The organism is Ruicaihuangia caeni (assembly GCF_029952955.1).
In the GTDB taxonomy this organism is placed as follows: Bacteria; Actinomycetota; Actinomycetes; order Actinomycetales; family Microbacteriaceae; genus Ruicaihuangia; species Ruicaihuangia caeni.
In genome coordinates this window covers 55594-74315 of sequence record NZ_JASATX010000004.1, presented here as the reverse complement: position 1 = coordinate 74315, position 18722 = coordinate 55594, and the positions used below count along the sequence as shown (strand labels likewise).

16 protein-coding genes are annotated in these 18722 nt (G+C 68.3%); 3 read left to right on the top strand and 13 right to left on the bottom strand.

Translation table 11 applies throughout. The annotated features are described in order from the left end of the window. Position 1: 1 nt before the first annotated feature. Genes QF206_RS10155 through QF206_RS10145 form a run of 3 tightly spaced genes read right to left on the bottom strand, consistent with a single transcriptional unit; the run spans position 2 to position 2750 of the window. Positions 2-886: an ABC transporter permease gene (locus QF206_RS10155; protein ID WP_281489114.1), complete on the bottom strand. Its 885-nt coding sequence runs from the start codon at positions 884-886 to the stop codon at positions 2-4. Further along, positions 883-1800, bottom strand: coding sequence for an ABC transporter permease (locus tag QF206_RS10150; RefSeq protein WP_281489113.1), 918 nt, complete (start codon positions 1798-1800; stop codon positions 883-885). The genes QF206_RS10155 and QF206_RS10150 overlap by 4 nt, the downstream gene beginning before the upstream one ends. Before the next feature lie 23 nt (positions 1801-1823). Beyond that, the gene (locus QF206_RS10145; protein ID WP_281489112.1) at positions 1824-2750 is read right to left on the bottom strand and encodes an ABC transporter ATP-binding protein; all 927 of its coding nucleotides are present in this window, start codon (positions 2748-2750) and stop codon (positions 1824-1826) included. 164 nt (positions 2751-2914) lie between these two features. Here QF206_RS10145 and QF206_RS10140 point away from each other — a divergent pair, with 164 nt between their 5' ends. Then, positions 2915-4288: an aspartate aminotransferase family protein gene (locus tag QF206_RS10140; RefSeq protein WP_281489111.1), complete on the top strand. Its 1374-nt coding sequence runs from the start codon at positions 2915-2917 to the stop codon at positions 4286-4288. Positions 4289-4334: 46 nt separating this feature from the next. After that, positions 4335-6269 (top strand): ABC transporter ATP-binding protein, encoded by a 1935-nt coding sequence (locus QF206_RS10135; protein WP_422785388.1) that lies wholly within the window; start codon positions 4335-4337, stop codon positions 6267-6269. A 263-nt stretch (positions 6270-6532) separates the two neighbouring features. Here the strand turns inward: QF206_RS10135 and lhgO are convergent, their stop codons facing one another. The 10 genes from lhgO to QF206_RS10085 form a co-directional block, all read right to left on the bottom strand. Next, positions 6533-7762 (bottom strand): L-2-hydroxyglutarate oxidase, encoded by a 1230-nt coding sequence (gene lhgO, locus QF206_RS10130; RefSeq protein WP_281489109.1) that lies wholly within the window; start codon positions 7760-7762, stop codon positions 6533-6535. Positions 7763-7929: 167 nt separating this feature from the next. Next, entirely contained in the window at positions 7930-8943 is a 1014-nt protein-coding gene (locus QF206_RS10125) for an Lrp/AsnC family transcriptional regulator (RefSeq protein ID WP_281489108.1), read from the bottom strand. Between the two features lie 120 nt (positions 8944-9063). Then, the gene (locus QF206_RS10120) at positions 9064-10113 is read right to left on the bottom strand and encodes an ABC transporter ATP-binding protein (protein ID WP_281489107.1); all 1050 of its coding nucleotides are present in this window, start codon (positions 10111-10113) and stop codon (positions 9064-9066) included. Beyond that, complete coding sequence (locus tag QF206_RS10115) at positions 10113-10913, bottom strand: ABC transporter permease (protein WP_281489106.1); 801 nt, start codon at positions 10911-10913, stop codon at positions 10113-10115. The genes QF206_RS10120 and QF206_RS10115 overlap by 1 nt, the downstream gene beginning before the upstream one ends. 3 nt (positions 10914-10916) lie before the next feature. Beyond that, positions 10917-11741 (bottom strand): ABC transporter permease, encoded by an 825-nt coding sequence (locus QF206_RS10110; protein WP_281489105.1) that lies wholly within the window; start codon positions 11739-11741, stop codon positions 10917-10919. A 62-nt stretch (positions 11742-11803) separates the two neighbouring features. After that, the gene (locus QF206_RS10105; protein WP_281489104.1) at positions 11804-12877 is read right to left on the bottom strand and encodes an ABC transporter substrate-binding protein; all 1074 of its coding nucleotides are present in this window, start codon (positions 12875-12877) and stop codon (positions 11804-11806) included. Positions 12878-12937: 60 nt separating this feature from the next. Then, positions 12938-13408, bottom strand: a complete 471-nt coding sequence (locus QF206_RS10100; protein ID WP_281489103.1) for a DUF3830 family protein — start codon at positions 13406-13408, stop codon at positions 12938-12940. A 103-nt stretch (positions 13409-13511) separates the two neighbouring features. Continuing rightward, positions 13512-14273 carry a gamma-glutamyl-gamma-aminobutyrate hydrolase family protein gene (locus QF206_RS10095; protein WP_281489102.1) on the bottom strand — a complete coding sequence of 254 codons (762 nt, stop codon included), beginning with the start codon at positions 14271-14273 and terminating at the stop codon, positions 13512-13514. Beyond that, complete coding sequence (locus QF206_RS10090; protein ID WP_281489101.1) at positions 14270-15769, bottom strand: aldehyde dehydrogenase; 1500 nt, start codon at positions 15767-15769, stop codon at positions 14270-14272. Before QF206_RS10090 ends, QF206_RS10095 begins: the two co-directional genes overlap by 4 nt. A 218-nt stretch (positions 15770-15987) precedes the next feature. Beyond that, a complete protein-coding gene (locus QF206_RS10085; protein WP_281489100.1) occupies positions 15988-17433 on the bottom strand; it encodes a PucR family transcriptional regulator in 1446 nt (481 codons plus the stop codon). A 118-nt stretch (positions 17434-17551) separates the two neighbouring features. On the opposite strand from QF206_RS10085, the gene QF206_RS10080 reads away from it, so the two are divergent. Continuing rightward, positions 17552-18649 carry an alcohol dehydrogenase catalytic domain-containing protein gene (locus QF206_RS10080; protein ID WP_281489099.1) on the top strand — a complete coding sequence of 366 codons (1098 nt, stop codon included), beginning with the start codon at positions 17552-17554 and terminating at the stop codon, positions 18647-18649. Positions 18650-18722 lie beyond the last annotated feature (73 nt).

Genomic DNA, 18722 nt, shown 5'->3' with positions numbered 1-18722 from the left:
TTCAGCGCAGGAACAGCGCGCGTAAGCGCCGCGTGGTGAACGTGAGCCCGACGAGCACCATGACGACGTAGTACAGCACGTGCCACCACAGGTGCGGACCGACCGCGCCAGTGGTGAGGCCGCGCACCAGCTCCACCCCGTGCCACAGGGGCATCGCCTGGATGAGCCACTGGATCGCGACCGGGTACACCGAGAGGGGGTAGAACGTGGCCGAGAACAAGAACATCGGCAGCATGATGAAGTTGATCCAGTCCATCTGCTGGAACGTCTTCATGTAGCTCGTGATCGCCATGCCGAAGCTCGCGAAGGCGAACGCGATGAGCACGACCGCGGGCAGCGCGAGCAACGCCCAGAGCGAGAGGTTCAGCCCGAACGCCTGCATGACGAGCATGAACCCGCCTGCATAGAGCAGCCCGCGGGCGAGCGCGAGCATGATCTCGCCGAGCGCGACATCGAGCGGCCCGAGCGACGTCGCGAGCATGCCCTGGTAGAGCTTGCCGTAATTCATCTTGAAGAAGACGTTCCACGTCGAGTCGTACACGGCGCCATTCATCGCGGCGACCGCCAGCAGCGCGGGCGCGATGAACGCCGCGTAGGGCACCTCGGCACCGGTCGACGTCGTCACGGTGCCGACGAGCGACCCGAGGCCGATTCCCATCGCGAGCAGGTAGAGGATCGGTTCGAAGAGGCCGGAGAGCACGATGAGCCAGTTGGTCTTCGCGACCACCAGCCAGCCTCGGTGCATCACGGCGCGAGCGTTCCCCGCGTAGAGCGACGGCAGCAGGATGCCGCGCTGCACGCGCGGGCGCACCGCATCCGTGTCGATGCTCTCCGCCGTCGCGCCCTGCTCGGCACGGCTTGGCGCCGGCCACGATCGCTCGGTCATCGCGTCAACCTTCTGGTCGTGATGCGCCGTGCCAGGGCCACCCCGGCCGCCAGGAGCACGAGCAGATACGCCACATGGGCAACCGTGAGCCACAGGGGTTCCTGGTAGCCGTACGATGCGACGCGCGCCAGCTCGGTGCCGTGCCACAGCGGCGAGATCCACCCCAGCCAGTGCAGGCCCACCGGCAGCGTCTCGAGGGGGAAGAAGGTGCCCGAGAAGAGCGTCATGGGCAGCACGACGAAGCGCATGACGTAGTTCATCTGTCCCTTGTCCTGCTCGATGGTCGCCGAGTAGGCCATGACCAGCACACCGAACGAGAGCCCCGTGAGCGTCGCGATGACGATCGCGAGGAATCCCAAGCCGGAGGGCACCGCTCCGAACAGCAGCATGAAGAGGTAGTAGAGCGTCGACTGGGCGAGCAGGCGCCCCGAGACGGCGATCACGATCCCGTCGGCGATCTGCCTGGGCTGCAGCGGAGCGGCGTGCATCCCGATGAAGAACGGGTTCCACTTGAACCCGGCGATCACGGGATAGGTGAGCTCATCGACCGCAGTGGTCACCGCCGAGCTGCACAGCAGGGCGGGGGCGACGAACACGAGGTACCCGACCGCGCCGACCGCGCCGGCATCCGCGGAGCCGGCTCCGATGTTCTGGTCGACGAGCGTCGCGAGTCCCACGCCCAGCGCATAGAGATACAACAACGGCGTGCCGATGCCCGTCATGAGCATCGTCTGCAGGTACGCGCGCATGGTGCGGAACCAGTGCTCGGCGACGTACCAGGAGCCGAACCTGCGCGGGAGCGCCCCGGGGGGCGGTGCGGACTGGCTGGGGGACGATCGCTCAGTCGCCGGGACATCTCGGTCGGCCGGTGGCGCGCCGGATGCTGGCGTGCTCATTGCGTCGTCAGAACTCATCGGGCGTCACTACTCATCGGGCGTCAATCGATCAGGCTCCGGCCGGTGAGACGCAGGAACACGTCTTCCAGGCTCGAGCGTCGCACCAGCGAGGTCATGGGTTCGAAGCCCAGTTCGGTGACCCGAGCGAGCGCGGCCTCGCCGCTATGGGCGTACACGAGCACCCGGTCGGGCAGCACCTCTATGCGATCGCCGACGCCCTTGAGCGCCTCCGCCGCCTCGGCGTTGCGCGCCGAGCCGAAGCGCACCTCCAACACCTCGCGCGATGAGTGCTCGCGAATGAGCGAAGCAGGGGTTCCCTCGGCCATGATGCGACCCTTGTCCACCACGATGAGGCGATCGCAGAGCTGCTCGGCCTCGTCCATGTAGTGAGTGGTGAGCACGAGCGTGGTGCCCTGCTCCTTCAACCGGAAGAGGCGGTCCCAGAGCACGTGGCGCGCCTGCGGGTCGAGGCCGGTGGTGGGCTCGTCGAGCAGCATGATGCGTGGGTTGTTGACGAGTGCCCGCGCGATCGTGAGCCTTCGCTTCATACCGCCCGAGAGGTCGTCGACCCTCGACTTCGCCTTGTCTTCGAGCTGCGCGAAGGCCAGCAACTCGTCGGCCTTGGGCCGCAGATACGAGTACGGGAGCCCGAAGTAGCGGCCGTAGACGATGAGGTTGTCGCGCACTCGGAGCTCGGCATCGAGATTGTCGGCCTGGGGCACGACGCCCAGTTGTGAGCGGATCTCTGGGCCGTGAGTGTTCGGGTCGAGGCCGAGGATCCCCAGCCCGCCACCCGTGCGGGTCGAGACGGCACCCACCATGCGCATGGTCGTCGACTTGCCTGCGCCGTTCGGCCCGAGCAGGCCGAAGGACTCGCCAGGCGCCACCTCGAAGCTCAGCCCGTCGACCGCTGCGAAGTCCTTGTACTTCTTCACGAGGTCGACGGCGGTGATGACAGGCGCTGGCACGAGTGCCAAGCGTAGTGCGCGGGCCGCTGATTGCCGACAGTCGCCGCGCTTGCTACGGTGATGAGCGTCTACGGACTGCTCCCGGCGCCAGGCCGACCGGTGAGTGCTTCTGAACTGTGGGAAACCGATGCCAGGCCGGTCGGTGACATTCCTACGGAGGAAGTATGAGCACCCCTATCGACCGTGACCGCATCGCCGAGCTGACTGCTCGTGAGGCCGCACGCCTGAACGAGCGAACCACGGCTTCGCGAGACATGTTCGAGCGCGCCGGCCGGCACCTCTCGGGCGGCGTCGCATCGTCGTACCAGTTGCGCGACCCGTGGCCGATCTACATCGCGCGGGGTTCCGGGCCGAAGGTCTGGGACGTCGACGGCAACGAGATGTGGGACTTCCACAACGGCTTCGGCTCGATGGTGCAGGGCCATGCGCACCCCGCGATCGGGGCGGCCATTGCAGCGCGCTACCCGCAGGGCACCCATTTCGGCTGCCCCACGGAAGACGACGTCGTCGTCGCCGACGAGCTGGCCCGCCGCTTCGGTCTCCCCAAGTGGCGCTACACGAACTCGGGCTCCGAGGCGACCATGGATGCCATTCGCATCGCACGCGCCTTCACCGGCCGCGACACGGTCATGAAGATCTTCGGCTCGTACCACGGTCACCACGACACGGTCATGGTCTCGATCGGTGTCGAGTACGACAAGATCGGCGATCGCGAGAACCTGGAGTCGCTGCCGTACGGCGCCGGCATCCCGCAATCCGTCGTCGACATGACCGTCGCCGTGCCGTTCAACGACGCGGGAGCCATGGAACGCCGCATCGAGCGCTTGACCGTCGAGGGCCGAAAGCCCGCGTGCGTGATCATGGAGGCCGCGATGATGAACCTCGGCGTCGTGCTGCCCGAGCCGGGGTACCTCGAGGCCGTGCGCGACATCACGCGCCGCCACGGCATCGTGCTCATCTTCGACGAGGTCAAGACGGGGCTCACCGTCGCGCCCGGCGGCGCGACCGACAAGTTCGGCGTGACGCCTGACATGGTGACCCTCGCCAAGGCGCTGGGCGGTGGCCTGCCCTCCGGGGCGATCGGCGGCAGCGAAGACGTCATGGCGGTCGTCGAAGACGGTTCGGTCTATCAAGTCGGCACGTTCAACGGCAATCCACTGTCGATGGCGGCCGCACGCGCCTCGCTCGAACAGGTGCTCACACCCGACGCGTACGCGCACCTCGACCGTCTCAACCACCGCATCGTCACGGGGTGCCAAGGCGTCGTCGACAAGTACGACCTGCCCGGATACGCCGTCGGAATCGGGTCGAAGGGGTGCGTCACGTTCTCGACGAGCAAGGTCGTCGACTACGAGACCTTCAAGGAGAACCAGGATGCGGCGCTCGCCGACCTCGCGTGGCTCTTCAATCTCAACCGCGGCATCTTCATGACCCCCGGACGCGAAGAGGAGTGGACGCTGTCGGTGACCCACACCGACGAGGCGATCGACGCGTACATCGCCGTGTTCGACGAGCTCGCTCGCGAACTCCGAGCCTGACCGCAGAGGAGGCCTCTCGGCACGCGCCAAGCGACGCGACATTAGGCTGAGCGCCGTGTCAGCCCCAGCATCCCGGCGTCGCCCGTTCTCGAGACCGTCGAGTTCGGATGCCGACGGCCCCCGCGCCCGGTTCAGCCAGCTCATGCCCTATCTGCTCGAGCACAAGGGCGTACTGGCGTGGGTGATCGTGCTGAGCGTGTTCGGCGCCGCGGCATCGCTCGCACAGCCGGTGCTCGTGAGCCAGGTGATCGCGCTCGTCGAGTCGGGGCAGACGCTCGGTTCGCTCGTCTGGGTGCTCGTCGCGCTGGTCGTGGCGTCGGCGCTGCTGAGCGGCTACCAGCACTACCTCCTGCAACGCACCGGAACTTCGGTCGTGCTCTCGGCCAGGCAGCGGCTCGTCAGACGGATGCTGCGACTGCCGATCACCGAGTTCGACACGCGCCGCACCGGCGACCTCGTCTCGCGTGTCGGAAGCGACACCACGCTGCTCTACGCCGTGCTGACGCAGGGACTCATCGATGCGATCGGCGGCGCGCTCGTCTTCGTGGGAGCGATCATCGCAATGCTCATCATCGATCCGCTGCTGCTCGGGCTCACCGCCCTGGTGATCGCGGCCTCGATCGTGACGGTGGGCCTGCTCGCCGGCCGCATCCGGAGGGCGAGCCAGGAGCAGCAGGCGAAGGTCGGAGACCTCGCGGCTGCCGTCGAACGGGCGATCGGAGCGATCCGCACGGTGCGAGCGTCGGGGGCCACCGAGCGCGAGGCGACCGCGATCGTTGACGAGGCGAAGGGCGCGTGGCGGGCCGGCATCCGGGTCGCGCGCGTATCGGCGCTCGTCGTTCCCGTGGCCGGCATCGCCATGCAGGTCTCGTTCATCACGGTGCTCGGCGTCGGCGGTTTCCGCGTTGCGAACGGCTCGATCACGATCGCCGCGCTCGTCGCGTTCATCATGTTCCTGTTCATGATGATCATGCCGCTCGGCAGCGCATTCGGAGCGGTGACCTCGGTGAACCAGGCGCTCGGCGCGCTCGGCCGCATCGAGGAGATCATCGGTCTCCCGGGCGAGACCGAGCTCGATGCCGAGGTGCGGCCCGCCCCGCCGCTCGACACGCGCGATGCGATCACCTTCGAAGACGTCTCCTTCCGCTACCCCGAGGCGGCGCACAAGACCGAGGCCGAGAAGCTGCTCGCCGAGGCAGGTCAGCTCGGGCCGGCGGAGGGCGATCCAAGCGGCCTCGACGCGCGTGACGCGGGTGGTGAGCCCGACATCGCCCGATCGGATGCTGCCGCCTCCGGTGACCGCACTGTGCTGCGCGGCGTGAGCTTCAGCGTGCCGCGCGGCCAGCGCGTCGCCCTGGTCGGCCCATCGGGGGCCGGCAAGTCGACGATCCTATCCCTCATCGAGCGGTTCTACGACCCCACCGCCGGCGTGGTGCGCATGGGCGGGGTCGACATCCGCGCGATGGACCGTGCCGCGCTGAGGTCGCAGATCGGATACGTCGAGCAGGACGCGCCGGTGCTGGCCGGCAGCATCCGCGACAACCTGCTGTTGGGTGCACCCGACGCGACCGACGAGCAGTGCATCGATGTGCTGCGCGCCGTGAACCTGCTCGGCGTCATCGAGCGGACGACTGAAGGCCTCGACGCACAGGTCGGCGAAGACGGCGTCATGCTCTCGGGCGGTGAGCGTCAGCGCCTCGCGATCGCCCGCACGCTCCTCGCGGCGCCGCCGATCCTGCTGCTCGACGAGTCGACCTCGTCGCTCGACGGGCTCAACGAGCAGCTGCTGCGCGAAGCGATCGACGCCGTCGCCGAGAACCGCACGCTGATCGTGATCGCCCACCGGCTGTCGACCGTCGTCGACAGCGACCGCATCATCGTGCTCGAACGAGGCCGCGTGGTGGGCACCGGAACTCACTCAGAGCTGGTGGCGTCTACCCCGCTCTACCGCGAGCTGGCGAAGCGGCAACTGCTCGTCTGAGTCCCGCCCGCCGCTCGCGCTTCCTGTACTGACGCGACCCCGCGCGCTCCTCCGCCCGGCGTCGCCTCCCGCGCACCCCTCCCCCGCGTCGCCTCTCGCCCCGCGTCGCCCCTCCCCCGCGTCGCCTCTCGCCCTGCGTCACCCCTCCCCCTTCCGCCGAGATGCCAGAATCTGCACCCGCAGAGCCCGCAACGCAGCAGATTCTGCGATCTCGGCGGAGGGGCGGGCGTGGCGCGGGCCGGGGCAGGCCGGGGGCGTCCAGGTCAGGAGGGGGACGCGCCGTCCGCCGGCACCGCCGCGGCGATGTGCTCACCGATGGGGAAGGCCGCGGTGGCAGCGGGAGACGGCGCGTTGAGCACGTGGGTCATGCGCGGAGTGCGCTCGATGAGGAAGTCGTGCAGCAACGTGCCATCTCGGCGAACAGCCTGGGCTCGGATGCCGGCACGGTGCGGCAACAGGTCGCGAGTGCTCAACGAGGGCGCGTACTTGCGAACCTCAGACAGATAGCCCGACTTGAACAGCGAGTTGCGAACCTCCCGCGCCGCAGTGCGGAGGTTCGCCGTGCCCACTCTCCAGAGCCCCGGAAACGCTGCGTAGGCGGCGACGTCTCGAGCGTTGATCGAGAATTTCGGGTAACCCTCTCGCGCCATTCCGAGCACCGCGGATGGCCCGACCGTGATCTCGCCATCGATGGTCGGGCTGATGTGCACGCCGAGGAAGGGCAACTCGGGATCCGGCACCGGGTAGATGAGCGTCTTCACGAAGCCGGCGCGCGCTGGGCCCAGCCGGTAGTACTCACCGCGGAACGGCACGATCTGCACGTCGAGTTCGAGCCCGGCGAGCCTCGCCAGACGGTCCGCCTGCAACCCGGCGCAGACGACGAGGTGCCGAGCATGCACTCGCGCGGAAGGCGTCTCGACCACCACATCGTCGTCGCGCTCACGGATGCCGGTGACCCGAGCGCCGAGCACCAACTTCACGCCGCGCCGCGCCAGTTCCTCCGCCAACACGGCGCTCACCCTCCGGTAGTCGACGATGGCGGTGGTCGGGATGAAGAGCGCCTCGAGACCGTCGATCTCGGGTTCTCGACGGCGCAGCTCGGCGCGGCTGATCTGCTCATGGTCGAGGCCGTGGATCGCGGCTCGCTCGGTCAGGGCGGCGAGTCGCTCGACCTCGACATCGGAGGTGGCGACGAGCAGCTTGCCGCAACGCTCGACGGGAATGCCGCGCTCGTGGCAGAAGTCTGTGGTCGCCTTCGCACCTGACATCGAGAAGCGGGCTTTCAGAGAGCCCGGCGCGTAGTAGATGCCCGAGTGGATGACACCCGAGTTGTGCCCGGTCTGGTGCGCGGCGATGGTCTGCTCCTTCTCGAGCACGACGATGGAGGCTCCCGGATGCCGATCCGCGAGCGCCTTCGCCGTGGCGAGCCCCACGATGCCGCCGCCGACGACGCAGAAGTCGACGCTCGCATCCGTGCCGCCTCGTTGGCTCATCGGCGCCTCCTGCCTGCCGCAGCGCGCACCTCGCGCGTGCGTCCGCACCGTTACGGTATCGCCGCAGGGGCTCGCAACGAAGGGCTCGCAGGCATCCGGCTGCGCTCCAGCCCGCACTAAGCGCGCCGGCCGGGGAGATCTGGGCGGCGCCCGGCCACCGAACGTGGTCAGCCGGCCGTCAACCGCTCCGGCTGGTCGAGCACGATGAGCGGGCCGCGGCGCACGGCGGTGAGCACGACGCGCGACTCCGCGATCTCGGCCGTCGGGAATCGCCCGATCACGCCGGTCTGGAACGCGTACAGCTCTTCCTCGTCGGCGAACAGCGTGTCGATCAGCAGGGAATTGCGGCCGGTGGAAGCCGCGCAGAAGCGAACGTTGTGATGCGAGCCCAGCGCACGGCCCAGTTCGTCGATCAGCCCGGCCGGCGTCTGGATCCACATCATGGCCTCGAGTTGGAAGCCGAACAGCTCCGCAGGCACCTCTGTGCGCACGTGGAGCACTCCCTGGTGGAAGAGCGCCTCCATCTTCCGGCGCGTGGTCTGCAGGCTCAGGCCCGAGTCTGCGGCGAGGGCGGCGAGGGAGGCTCGGCCGTCGCGCTCGAGCAGCTCGACGAGGTGCCGGTCGGCCGCATCCAGGCTCACGGGAGCGCTCTTCGGCGTCGTCTCAGACGATGTCATGCCGCTCGTGAGGAGCGCGACCTGGTCGTCGGAGAGCCCTCCAGCGTTCCAGTCGTAGCCGGAGCGGTGCATCTTGGTGACCGTGCCGACTCCGAACGATTGCACTCCCTTGATGGAGGGCAGGTCGTGGAACAGCAGGCGGTTATGCGCATCGGCATCGGCCGGCAGCAGCAGTGCCGCGATGTCTCCCGACCCCTCGAGGATCGACACCGATGATGCGTCGTCGCGATGGGCGAGCACCGCGGCCGCGTCATGCACGCAGTGGAAGTCGGTGCGGAGACGCAGGAGCACCCCTCGCGCGTGCGCGACGCGGCTGACATCCATGTACGTCGAGACACGCACGGTGCCGTCTTCGAGCAACCGCTGGCCGCGACGCGACACCGTGCGCTCCGGGATGTCGAGCACGCGTGCGATCGCCCCCCACGTCGCGCGGCCGTTCACCTGCAACGCGGCCGCGACGGCACGATCGATCTGGTCGAACCCGTTCGGCACTTCCCCCACCATGACTCTCAACGTAGCGGCGCGCGCTCGCGCGGCGCGCTGGAGCTTGGAGCGACGGTCATTTCTGGTCGTCGCCGCGACGCCAACCGGTCGCCGTCTCGGCGACCGGTTGACGTCAAGCCCTCACAACACCAACGCATCCCTGGACGACCAGCTCAACTCGGCCCGCTCCCCCGCCCGCAGCTCCGAGTCGCCACCGGCGACCACTCGCAGCGTCTGGCCGTGGAAGTCGACGAGGTACTGCACCTCGCTGCCGCGGAACACGCGGGAGATCACCTGTGCCGGGACGCGAGCGTCGTCTTCGGCTTCTGCGGCTCCGATGCGCACGCGCTCCTGCCGCAGCACCATGGTGGCCGCGCCGGTCTTGTCGCTGCGCACCGGCACCGACTCGCCGCCGGCGAGTGTCGCCACTGGCGATCCGGATGCCGCCGAAACCGTGACGTCGAGCAGGTTGGCCGCGCCGAGGAAGTCGGCCGCGTAGGCGCTGCTCGGCGAACGGTAGAGCTCTTCAGGGGCGCCCGACTGCTCGACGACGCCATCGCGCATGAGCACGACCTGATCCGACATGCTCATCGCTTCGTCTTGGTCGTGCGTGACGAACACCGTCGTGAGGCCCAGGGCGCGCTGCAGCTCGATGAGCTCGACCTGCATCTCCTCACGGAGACGCGCATCGAGGTTCGAGAGCGGCTCGTCGAGCAGCAGCACGCGGGGCTGACCCACGATGGCGCGGGCGAGCGCGACACGCTGCTGCTGACCGCCCGAGAGCTGCCGCGGCATCCGCTCGGCGTACTGGCCCATGCGCACCTGCTCGAGCGCCTGACGGGCCAGCTCGCGCTGCTTCTTCGCGTTGCCGTACCGCTCGCCGCGCATGCGCAGCGGGAAGCGCACGTTCTCGAGCACGCTCATGTGCGGGAAGAGCGCGTAGCTCTGGAACATCATGCTCAGGTCGCGCTTCTCGGGCGCGAGCGCGGTGACGTCCTCCCCGCCGACGGCGATGCCGCCGCCGCTGACGGTCTCGAGGCCGGCGATGCAGCGAAGCAGCGTGCTCTTGCCGCAGCCGCTCGCTCCGAGCAGCGAGACGAAGGAGCCCGAGGGCACGGAGATGTCGATGCCCTTGAGCACCTCGACGTCGCCGAAGGACTTGTGCACGTTCTTGATGATGAGATCGGCCATCAGCTGAATGCCTTTCCGAGACCGACGACCTTCTCGATCACGATGATCGCGATCGCCGTCAGGGCCATTGAGAGTGTCGAGACAGCGGCGACGGCCGGGTCGGCGCTGAACTCGAGCTTGCTATAGATCGCCATGGGCAGGGTTTCGAGCGTCGGCGTGCGCACGAAGAGCGCGATCACAGCGTCATCGAACGAGACGATGAAGGCGAGGAACGCGCCCGCCACAATGCCCGGCCGGCACATGGGGAGCAGGATGTGCCAATAGCGGCGCCACCACGAGGCGCCCATGACGCGGGCGGCCTCCTCAGTGAACCGGTCGCTGCGAGCGATGACTCCCATCACCGTGCGCAGCACGTACGGGATCGTGATCACGATGTGCGCGATGGTGAGGATCGTCTGCGAGGGTCCGCCGAGGTAGCTCGACGAGAACTGCAGCATGCCGATGGCGAAGATGATGCTCGGGATGATGAGCGGCGACATGGCCAGCGACTGGATGAACGCCGAACCCGGGAACCGGTGCCGTGTCACGGCGAGGGCGGTCATGGTGCCGATGGCAGCGGCGACGAGCGCCGTGATCAGCGCCACCTGGATGCTCGTGAGGAACGGACTGATCCAGGTGTCGTCGCTCAGCACCTTCGCGAACCAGTCGAAGGTCCAGCCCTCGGGCGGGAACGCCAGGAAGCGCGTGGTGTTGAAGGCGGCGCCCACGACCACGAGCAACGGAGCGAACATGTAGACGGTGACGAGCACGAGCAGCGCAGTGCCGCCGATGCGGGCCCATCTGGGGATTGCGTGAACCATGGCTTACCTGTTTCTCGCCGCCAGCTTGCTGGTGATGCCGATGGTCGCGAGCACGACGATGAGCATCAGCACCGACTGCGCCGCAGCGAACGGCCAGTTCAGGTTGGTGGTGGCGTCGGTGTAGATGATCGACGCGACAACGGGGATCTGCGCCCCGCCGATCAGGTTCGGCGTGATGAACGAGCTGATCGACATGGCGAACACGAGCGTGCCGCCGGCGATCAGGCCCGGCACGGAGAGCGGCAGGATGACGTTCCCGAACGTGCGGGCGAAGGAGGCGCCCATGGTGCGCGAGGCCTCTTCGAGGCGCCGGTCCACACCGTTCAGCACGCCGAGGATCGACAGTACGGCGAACGGGATGAGCACCTGCACCATCGCGATGTTGATGCCGAGCTCGGTGCCGAGCAGCCCTTGGTTCGTGCGGCTCAGTTGCAGGAACCCAGGGATATCGGCGAGCGGGCCCGCGGGGCCCAGCAGGATGACCCAGCCGAAGGAGCGCACGACCACGCTGGTCATGAGCGGCAGCACGATGGCGATCATCATGAACGCCTGCACTCGTGCCGAGACGCGGGTCATCACATAGGCCAGCGGCAGGGAGATGACCAGCACCACGATGGTCTGGATGACGGCGAGCCTGATCGAGCGCCATGCCGCGCCCAGGTGGAAGGAGGACTCGAAGAACCTGCTGAAGTTCTCGAGAGTCCACCCCCCGCCCGTGGTGGTGACGCTCGACAGCAGCACCGTGCCGACTGGCAGCACGAAGCCGATGAGGAGCAGCACCACCACGGGCAGGACGAGGAGCCAGGGCTCCACTCTGAGGTGTCTCATTCGACGGATCTCACTCTTCGGACGCGATCAGGGATCGCATCGGGTGGGTCGGTTCCTACGCGTTACTGCGCGATGCGCGAGTTCCACGCGTCGGTCCAGGACTGACGCTTCTCGTTCACCACGGCGCTGTCGTAGCGCACGAGCTTGCCGAAGTCCTCACCGTGCACGACGCGGCTGCCGGTCTCGTCCGAGAGCTCGGCCTTGGTGTTCACCGGGGAGTAGTACATCGACTCGGCGAACTTGGCCTGCACCTCGGGGCGCAGTGAGAAGTCCACGAGCTGGGTCGCGAGGTCGGCATTGTCGCGGCCCGCGACGACGTTGGCGGTGATGAAGGATGCCGGGGCGCCCTCGCTCGGCAGGGCGAACTCGACCGGCAGGTCGGCCTTGCGCAGCGTCTCGGCGTAGTCCTGGGCGTACGGGGCGATCCACACGTCGCGAGCCGAGAAGGCCTGCTGCATGTCGGCCGACGTCTTGATCACGAACGCGGCACCGCTGTCGACGAGCGCGCCGAGCGAGTCAAGGCCGGGCTGGATGTCGTCGAGGTCGCCGCCCTCGTGCTGGTTCACCGCGAGCAGGGTGAGCAGGCCGTAGGTGTTCGACAGGTCGGTCAGCGCGACGTGCTGAGCGTAGTCGGGGTTGTTGATGTCATCCCACGAGGTCGGCGCCTTCTCGATCTTGTCGGTGCGGTACACGAGTCCGATCGGGGTCACCTGCATGACCGGACCCTCGCCCCGCTCCACGCCCTCTGCAGCGATGGGGTAGAGGTCATCGAGGTTGCTGAGATCAGCCGGGTCGATCGACTCGATGAGGCCATCTGCCGCCGCCGCGACTTCCTGGCCGCCCGAGAAGTGCACGACGTCGAGCTGCGGGTTGGCCTTCTGCGCCGTCAGCTGCGCCATGGCGTCTGCGCTGTACAGCGTGACGAGCGTGATCTCGGCGTTGTACTCCTCTTCGAACGGCTCGACGACGGCCTCGATGTACGCGGCCTCCCAGTCGCCGCCGAACGAGGTGACGACGAGCTCGGTCGGGGCGCCCTTGGCGTCACCGGAGTCTCCGGAGTCGGCCTGCGCGCTGCAGGCGGTGAGCGTCAGCCCCGCTGCGGCGATGATTGCCAGTGACTTGGCGAACTTCTTCATTGTGTTGCCTTGTGTCTTTCTCTTGGGTGGGTGCTGTGCCGTGATGGTCGAGCGCTGTGACTACTCGACCCGGCCGATGGTGAGCTTCTTGATGCCGGTCAGACGGATCTGGTACGACGCCTCGGCGAACTCCTTGAGCCCCTCGCTGATGGTCGCGAAGATGCTCACGGGGGTCCAGCCGAGGGGGCCGAGCGTGCGTGCGCCGGGTGCGTAGAAGACGCCGATCTCCCAGAACTCGAACGGCAGGCCGCCCATCTGGTAGGGGCGCTGGTAGTACCACATGAGGTCTCCGGTGCCGGGGATGACCTGCTGGTTCTCGGCCGGAACCGCTTCAGGGTCGAAGTTCTGCGCCTCTTCAGGCAGGCCGACCATGACTTCGGGCCCGGCGTAGATCGCGTGCATCGCGTCCATGGTCTGCGGCTTCGCGAGCGCGTTCCACAGCGTCTCGCAGGTGACCGGCGCGAGGTGGTCGTGCAGATCTGCGATGGCACGGGGGCCGTTCTCGTACTCGAGGAAGAACTGGCGGGTCATTGCGGGTGTCTCTCTTTCTTGGTGCTTCGGTGGTGCTGTCTCGCGCTCGCGCTCAGGCGTGCACGGTCTTGGTCGAGCTCGCGGGATGCTGCGAGCTCTCGTTCTAGGCGCGTTGGCGCACTCGCGCGACGAAGTCGCCGAAGAGGCGTTGCCGCGCATCGTGCTCGCTGTCGTCGCGCATCTTCTCGGGGTGCCATTGCACGGCGAGGAAGTCCCAGCCGTCGGTTGCTTCGACGGCTTCGATCACGCCGTCCTCGGCGTGCGCCACGGCGCGGATGCCATCGGGCAGCTCTGCGGCGGCCTGGTGGTGGATGCTGTTGACGATCGCCTGCTCGCCGAGGGATGAGGCGAGTGTGCTGTCGGCAGCGATGCGCACCGGATGCCGGTAGCCGACGAGTTCGTCGCCCGATTGCCCCTTCGGGTGCGGGTCGGTCACGTCGATGTCGTCGATCAGGGTGCCGCCGAGGGCGACGACCGAGATCTGCAGTCCCCTGCAGATGCCGAACACGGGCAGTCCAGCGCGTCGGGCCTCGAGCACGAGAGCGCGCTCGGTGGCATCGCGGCCCCGGTCGTACTGCTCGGTCGCTCCCAACTCAGTGGTCGACGGCTTGCCGCCGTAGAGCTCTGGGTGAACATCGCCGCCGCCTGAAAGCACGAGACCGTCGAGCATGCCGACGACGCGAGCGGCGCCATGCTCGTCGAGCTCGGGCAGCAGCACGACATCGGCTCCGGCATCCGTGATCGACTGCACGTACTCGGCACCGAGCGTGTACAGGTCGGTCCGCTGGGAGAAGTACGTCGGAAGCTCGCGTCGCCAGACCGTCATGCCGATGAGCGGCTTCGGAGCCGCGGCCGGCGTGCTCACGGCTCGACCTCCATCCAGATGGTCTTGAGGTCGGTGAACTTGTCGATGGCGTGGGCGCTCTTGTCGCGCCCGAACCCGGAGCCCTTGACTCCGCCGAAGGGCACCGTCATGTCGCCCTCTTCGAAGCAGTTGACCCACACGATGCCGGCCTGCATGCGGCGCGAGACCCGAGTGGCGGCACTGAGGTCGCGCGTCCACACGGACGCGGCCAACCCGTACTGAGTGCCATTCGCGACGCGGATGGCCTCTTCTTCGCTGTCGACGGTGATGACCGACAGCACCGGACCGAACACTTCTTCCTGTTCGATCGTCATGCCGGGCTTCACGCCGCCGAGCACCGTCGGGGCGACATACGAACCGTTGGGGTGACCGTCGACGCTGTGGCGGCCGGTCGAGCCCTCGAGCAGCTCCGCGCCCTCTTCGACCGCAGTGCGCACATAGCCGAGCACGCGCTGCAGGTGCTGCTCGCTCACGAGAGCGCCGCTCGGCGCATCGTGGAGCAGCGGGTCGGCGGGTGCCATCTCACGGGCCTGGAGTCGAGCGAAGTGCAGCACTTCGTCGGCGATGTCGCGGTGCACGACGACGCGACTCGAGGCGCTGCACATCTGGCCCTGGTTGTAGAAGGAGCCCGCTGCGCTCGCTCGGGCGGCCTTCTCGATGTCGGCGCCGGGCAGGATCACGCTCGCGGACTTGCCGCCGAGCTCAGGCCAGACGCGCTTGCCGTTCGATTCGCCCGAGTAGCGCAGGAACGCACGCCCGACTGCCGGCGAGCCGGTGAACGTGACGACGTCGACATCCATGTGGCGGCCGAGAGCCTGTCCCACCACATCTCCTCGGCCGGGGACCACGTTCAGCACGCCTGCGGGGAGCCCCGCCTCGAGGCCGAGTTCAGCGAGCTTCAGCGCCGAGAAGGGCGTCTGCTCCGCCGGCTTCAGCACGACGCTGTTCCCTGCGACGAGGGAGGGGCCGAGCTTCCATGCCGTCATGGTGAGCGGGAAGTTCCACGGCACCACTGCCGCCACGACGCCCGCGGGCTCACGTGTGATCAGTGCGAGCACATCGTCGCCCGCAGCGGGCGATTCGTCGGGCCGCTTGTCGGCGATCTCGCCGTACCAGCGCAGGCAGTTGGCGACCGCCCGCAGCTCCACGTTCTTGGCCTCGCGAACGGGCTTGCCCATTTCGAGCGAGATCGTGAGTGCGAGATCCTCAGCATGCTCCTGAACGAGTTCCGCCCACCGGCGAAGAACGGCCCCTCGTGCAGCAGGGCGCATGCCCGACCAGCGACGGTCGTTGAACGCGGCTCGTGCGGAGGCGACGGCCCGGTCGACATCGTGCGCGTCGCCGTGGGGCACGCGCTTCAGGAGGGCGCCGTCACGAGGGCTGATGACGTCGAACGTGTCATCGGCGAGGGGGTCGACCCAATCGCCACCCACCAGGTGACGCGCGGGCAGCCTGACAGAAGCGGCTTTCTCGATCCAATCGATCTCGGAAGGCACGTCTCTCACCTCGTTCTCTGAAGCGGCCATCGCTTCAAGTCAGGCCATACTGGCACAGATTCGCCAAATGATGCGAGTTGAGCATTCGTTTCAGTCACGCAAAGGGCCTAACGCGGGTATTTTCGCCGTCATCGACAACGAGCTCGCGGCGTAAACAGCAGGCGCGCAGAGGCGGGCGCGGCGCCGCGGCCGAACTGAAGACGGCTTCGGTGATCGAGCTACACGCGCTCTGACGCGCGAAGAGACAGCCAGGCGGCTGCCCGGTCGTCGGGGTCGGAGAGCGAGAGACCGGTGAGCGCCTCGATGGCGCGCACGCGCGCCGCGAGCGTCTGCCGGTGCACGCCGAGGCGCGCAGCCGCGGCACCCCACGCACCATTCAGCACGAGGAACGCGCGGAGCGTCTCGATGAGCGGAGCCGGCTCAGCGCGAAGCGGTTCGAGCACGTCGACGAGCGCCCCGACCGAGTCTCCGCTGAGCCGGTCGAGCACGAACCGCACGGTCGGCAGCGACTGGTAGCGCACGACGGATCTGTTCTCTGCCACGGCGGTCTCGTGCGCGCGCTGCGCCTCGGCGCTGCTGCGGGCGAGTGCATCGACCGGCGCCGACGAGCCGAGACCGAGGCGCAGCGGCATCCCGGCGCCCGATTCGAAGTTCTCGACCAGCGAGGCGAGCGCCTCGGCATGCTCGTCGCGCACGAAGCCCATGATCCCGCCGTGACGCGCGGTCACGATGTGCACGCTGCCGAGGTCGTCGAGCCAGCGCTGCATGAGGCGCTCGAGGTCCACGGCCTTCGATCGGGCACTGATCACGAAGCCGGTGAGCGCGCTCTCGTGCACGTCCCACCTGCGAAGCAGCTCGGCCGCGGTGGCACCTCCCGAGAGCAGCGCCTCGATCATCACGTCGCGACCGAGCCGCTCCGTCGCGGTCTGGTCGTGCCTGCGCAGCAACAGGTCGAGCAACGCGGCGCATTGAGCGGCGAGCGCTCTACCGCGGCTCGTCGACGATTGGCGCGACGCCACGACCAGGTAGCCGCTGAGATCCTCGCCGGACCCGATGTGGTGCACCTGCAACCCGGGGTGGCGTACGCGCACCTGGCGGCCGAAGGCGACGGCCCTTGCGTCGTCGACGTGCAACCGGCCCGCTCCGGCGCTTGCGATGAGCTCTCCGTGCGGGTCGAGCAGCACGGCCCAGCCATCGGTGCGATGCGCGAGTTCGGCGACGACGGCCGGCACCCCGCCGCGCCGCGCCACCTGCGTGAGCACCCGCGTACCCGTGGTGACCAGTCGGTCTTCCGCCGCTTCGTCGACGGCGAGCAGCGCGACCGCTTCCGGCAGGAGCGACACCTGCGCGCGGCCCGCACCCACGATGGCGGTGAAGGGCGACTGCTCGAGCGCTTCTCGCAACGCTCTCGACCGGTCGTGCGTGACCAGCACGGCCGATCGGAGCGCTGTCGCGCGACCGGCGGCCGAAGCATCCTCGGTGTCGAGCAATTGGCGGATGCCGGCGCGGTCTGCGACGACCAGCGTCGCGTAGTCGGGGTGCCCGACCAGCACGAAGTCTTCGAGCGCGATCGCGCCGTCGACGGTGATCGACGGGTCGAGTCTGCGGGCTCCGACGACGTCGCCGCCCAGCGCGCCCGCCACCTCGTCGAGAGTCTTCGCCATCCCCTCAGTGTACAAAGTGATGACTTATCAACCGCTCGATCACCATTTCTCACAGTGACTGCCGCTTCTAGAGATGCCTACCATGCGGTTGCTCGAAGCACAGATCCAAAGGAGCATCATGAAAGCCATCGTCTTCCGCGACTCATCGACGCCGCTGGAGCACACCGACGTCGAGCTCGCGGCACCGAAGGCCGGCGAGGTACGTGTCAAGATCGCCGCGGCCGGCGTCTGCCACTCCGACCTGCACGTCAAGCGCGACGAGTGGGAGGCCCCCGCACCGATGGTCATGGGCCACGAGGGCTCCGGCATCGTCACCGAGCTCGGCGAGGGCGTGACCTCGCTCGCCATCGGCGACCACGTCGTGCTGTCGTGGGTGCCGCCGTGCGGCGAGTGCCGGTACTGCCGCTCGGGCCACGAGGCGCGCTGCCAGAAGGTCGCGACCGTCGTCGCTCCGAAGGGAGTGCTGTTCGACGGCACGTCGCGGTTGTCGCGCGACGGCGAGAGCCTGCACCACTACCTCGGCGTCTCGTCGTTCGCCGAAGAGGTCGTCGTGCCGGCATCCGGGGCCATCAAGGTGCGCGACGACGCTCCCCTCGACGTCATCGCCGTCGTCGGCTGTGCGGTCGCCACGGGCGTCGGCGCAGTGCTCAACACCGCGGCCGTCGAGCCCGGCGCAACCGTCGCCGTCATCGGCTGCGGCGGCGTAGGACTCAACGTCGTGCAGGGCGCGAAGCTCGCCGGCGCCGAGCGCATCATCGCCATCGACGTGCTTCCCGAGAAGACCGCCATGGCAGTGCAGTTCGGAGCCACCGACCAGATCGACGCCTCGAAGGGCGACCCGGTCGAGGCGCTCTTCGAACTCGTGCCCGACGGCGTCGACTACGCCTTCGATGCGATCGGTCGCACGGTCACCACCGAGCAGTCGATCCGGATGCTGGGACTCGGCGGCGCGGCCGTCATCGTCGGGCTGCCTCCGACCGGCGCCAAGGCGTCGTTCGAGCCGCTGGTGCTCGCGGAAGCCGACCAGCGAATCCTCGGTTCGAACTACGGCTCGGTGCGCCCCTCGATCGACATCCCGGCTCTGGTCGACCGGTACATGGACGGACAGCTGAAGCTCGACCCGCTCATCTCGGGCCGCCGCCCGCTCGCAGAAGCCGCCGAGGCGTTCGACGACCTCGAGCACGGCGGCGCGCTGCGCACCCTGCTCATCCCGTGACCCCCGACCCCGCGCCCCGCACCGCCCGAGGCACCGCTCGAGGCACCGCCCGGCCCGGACCGCTCCAAAGAAT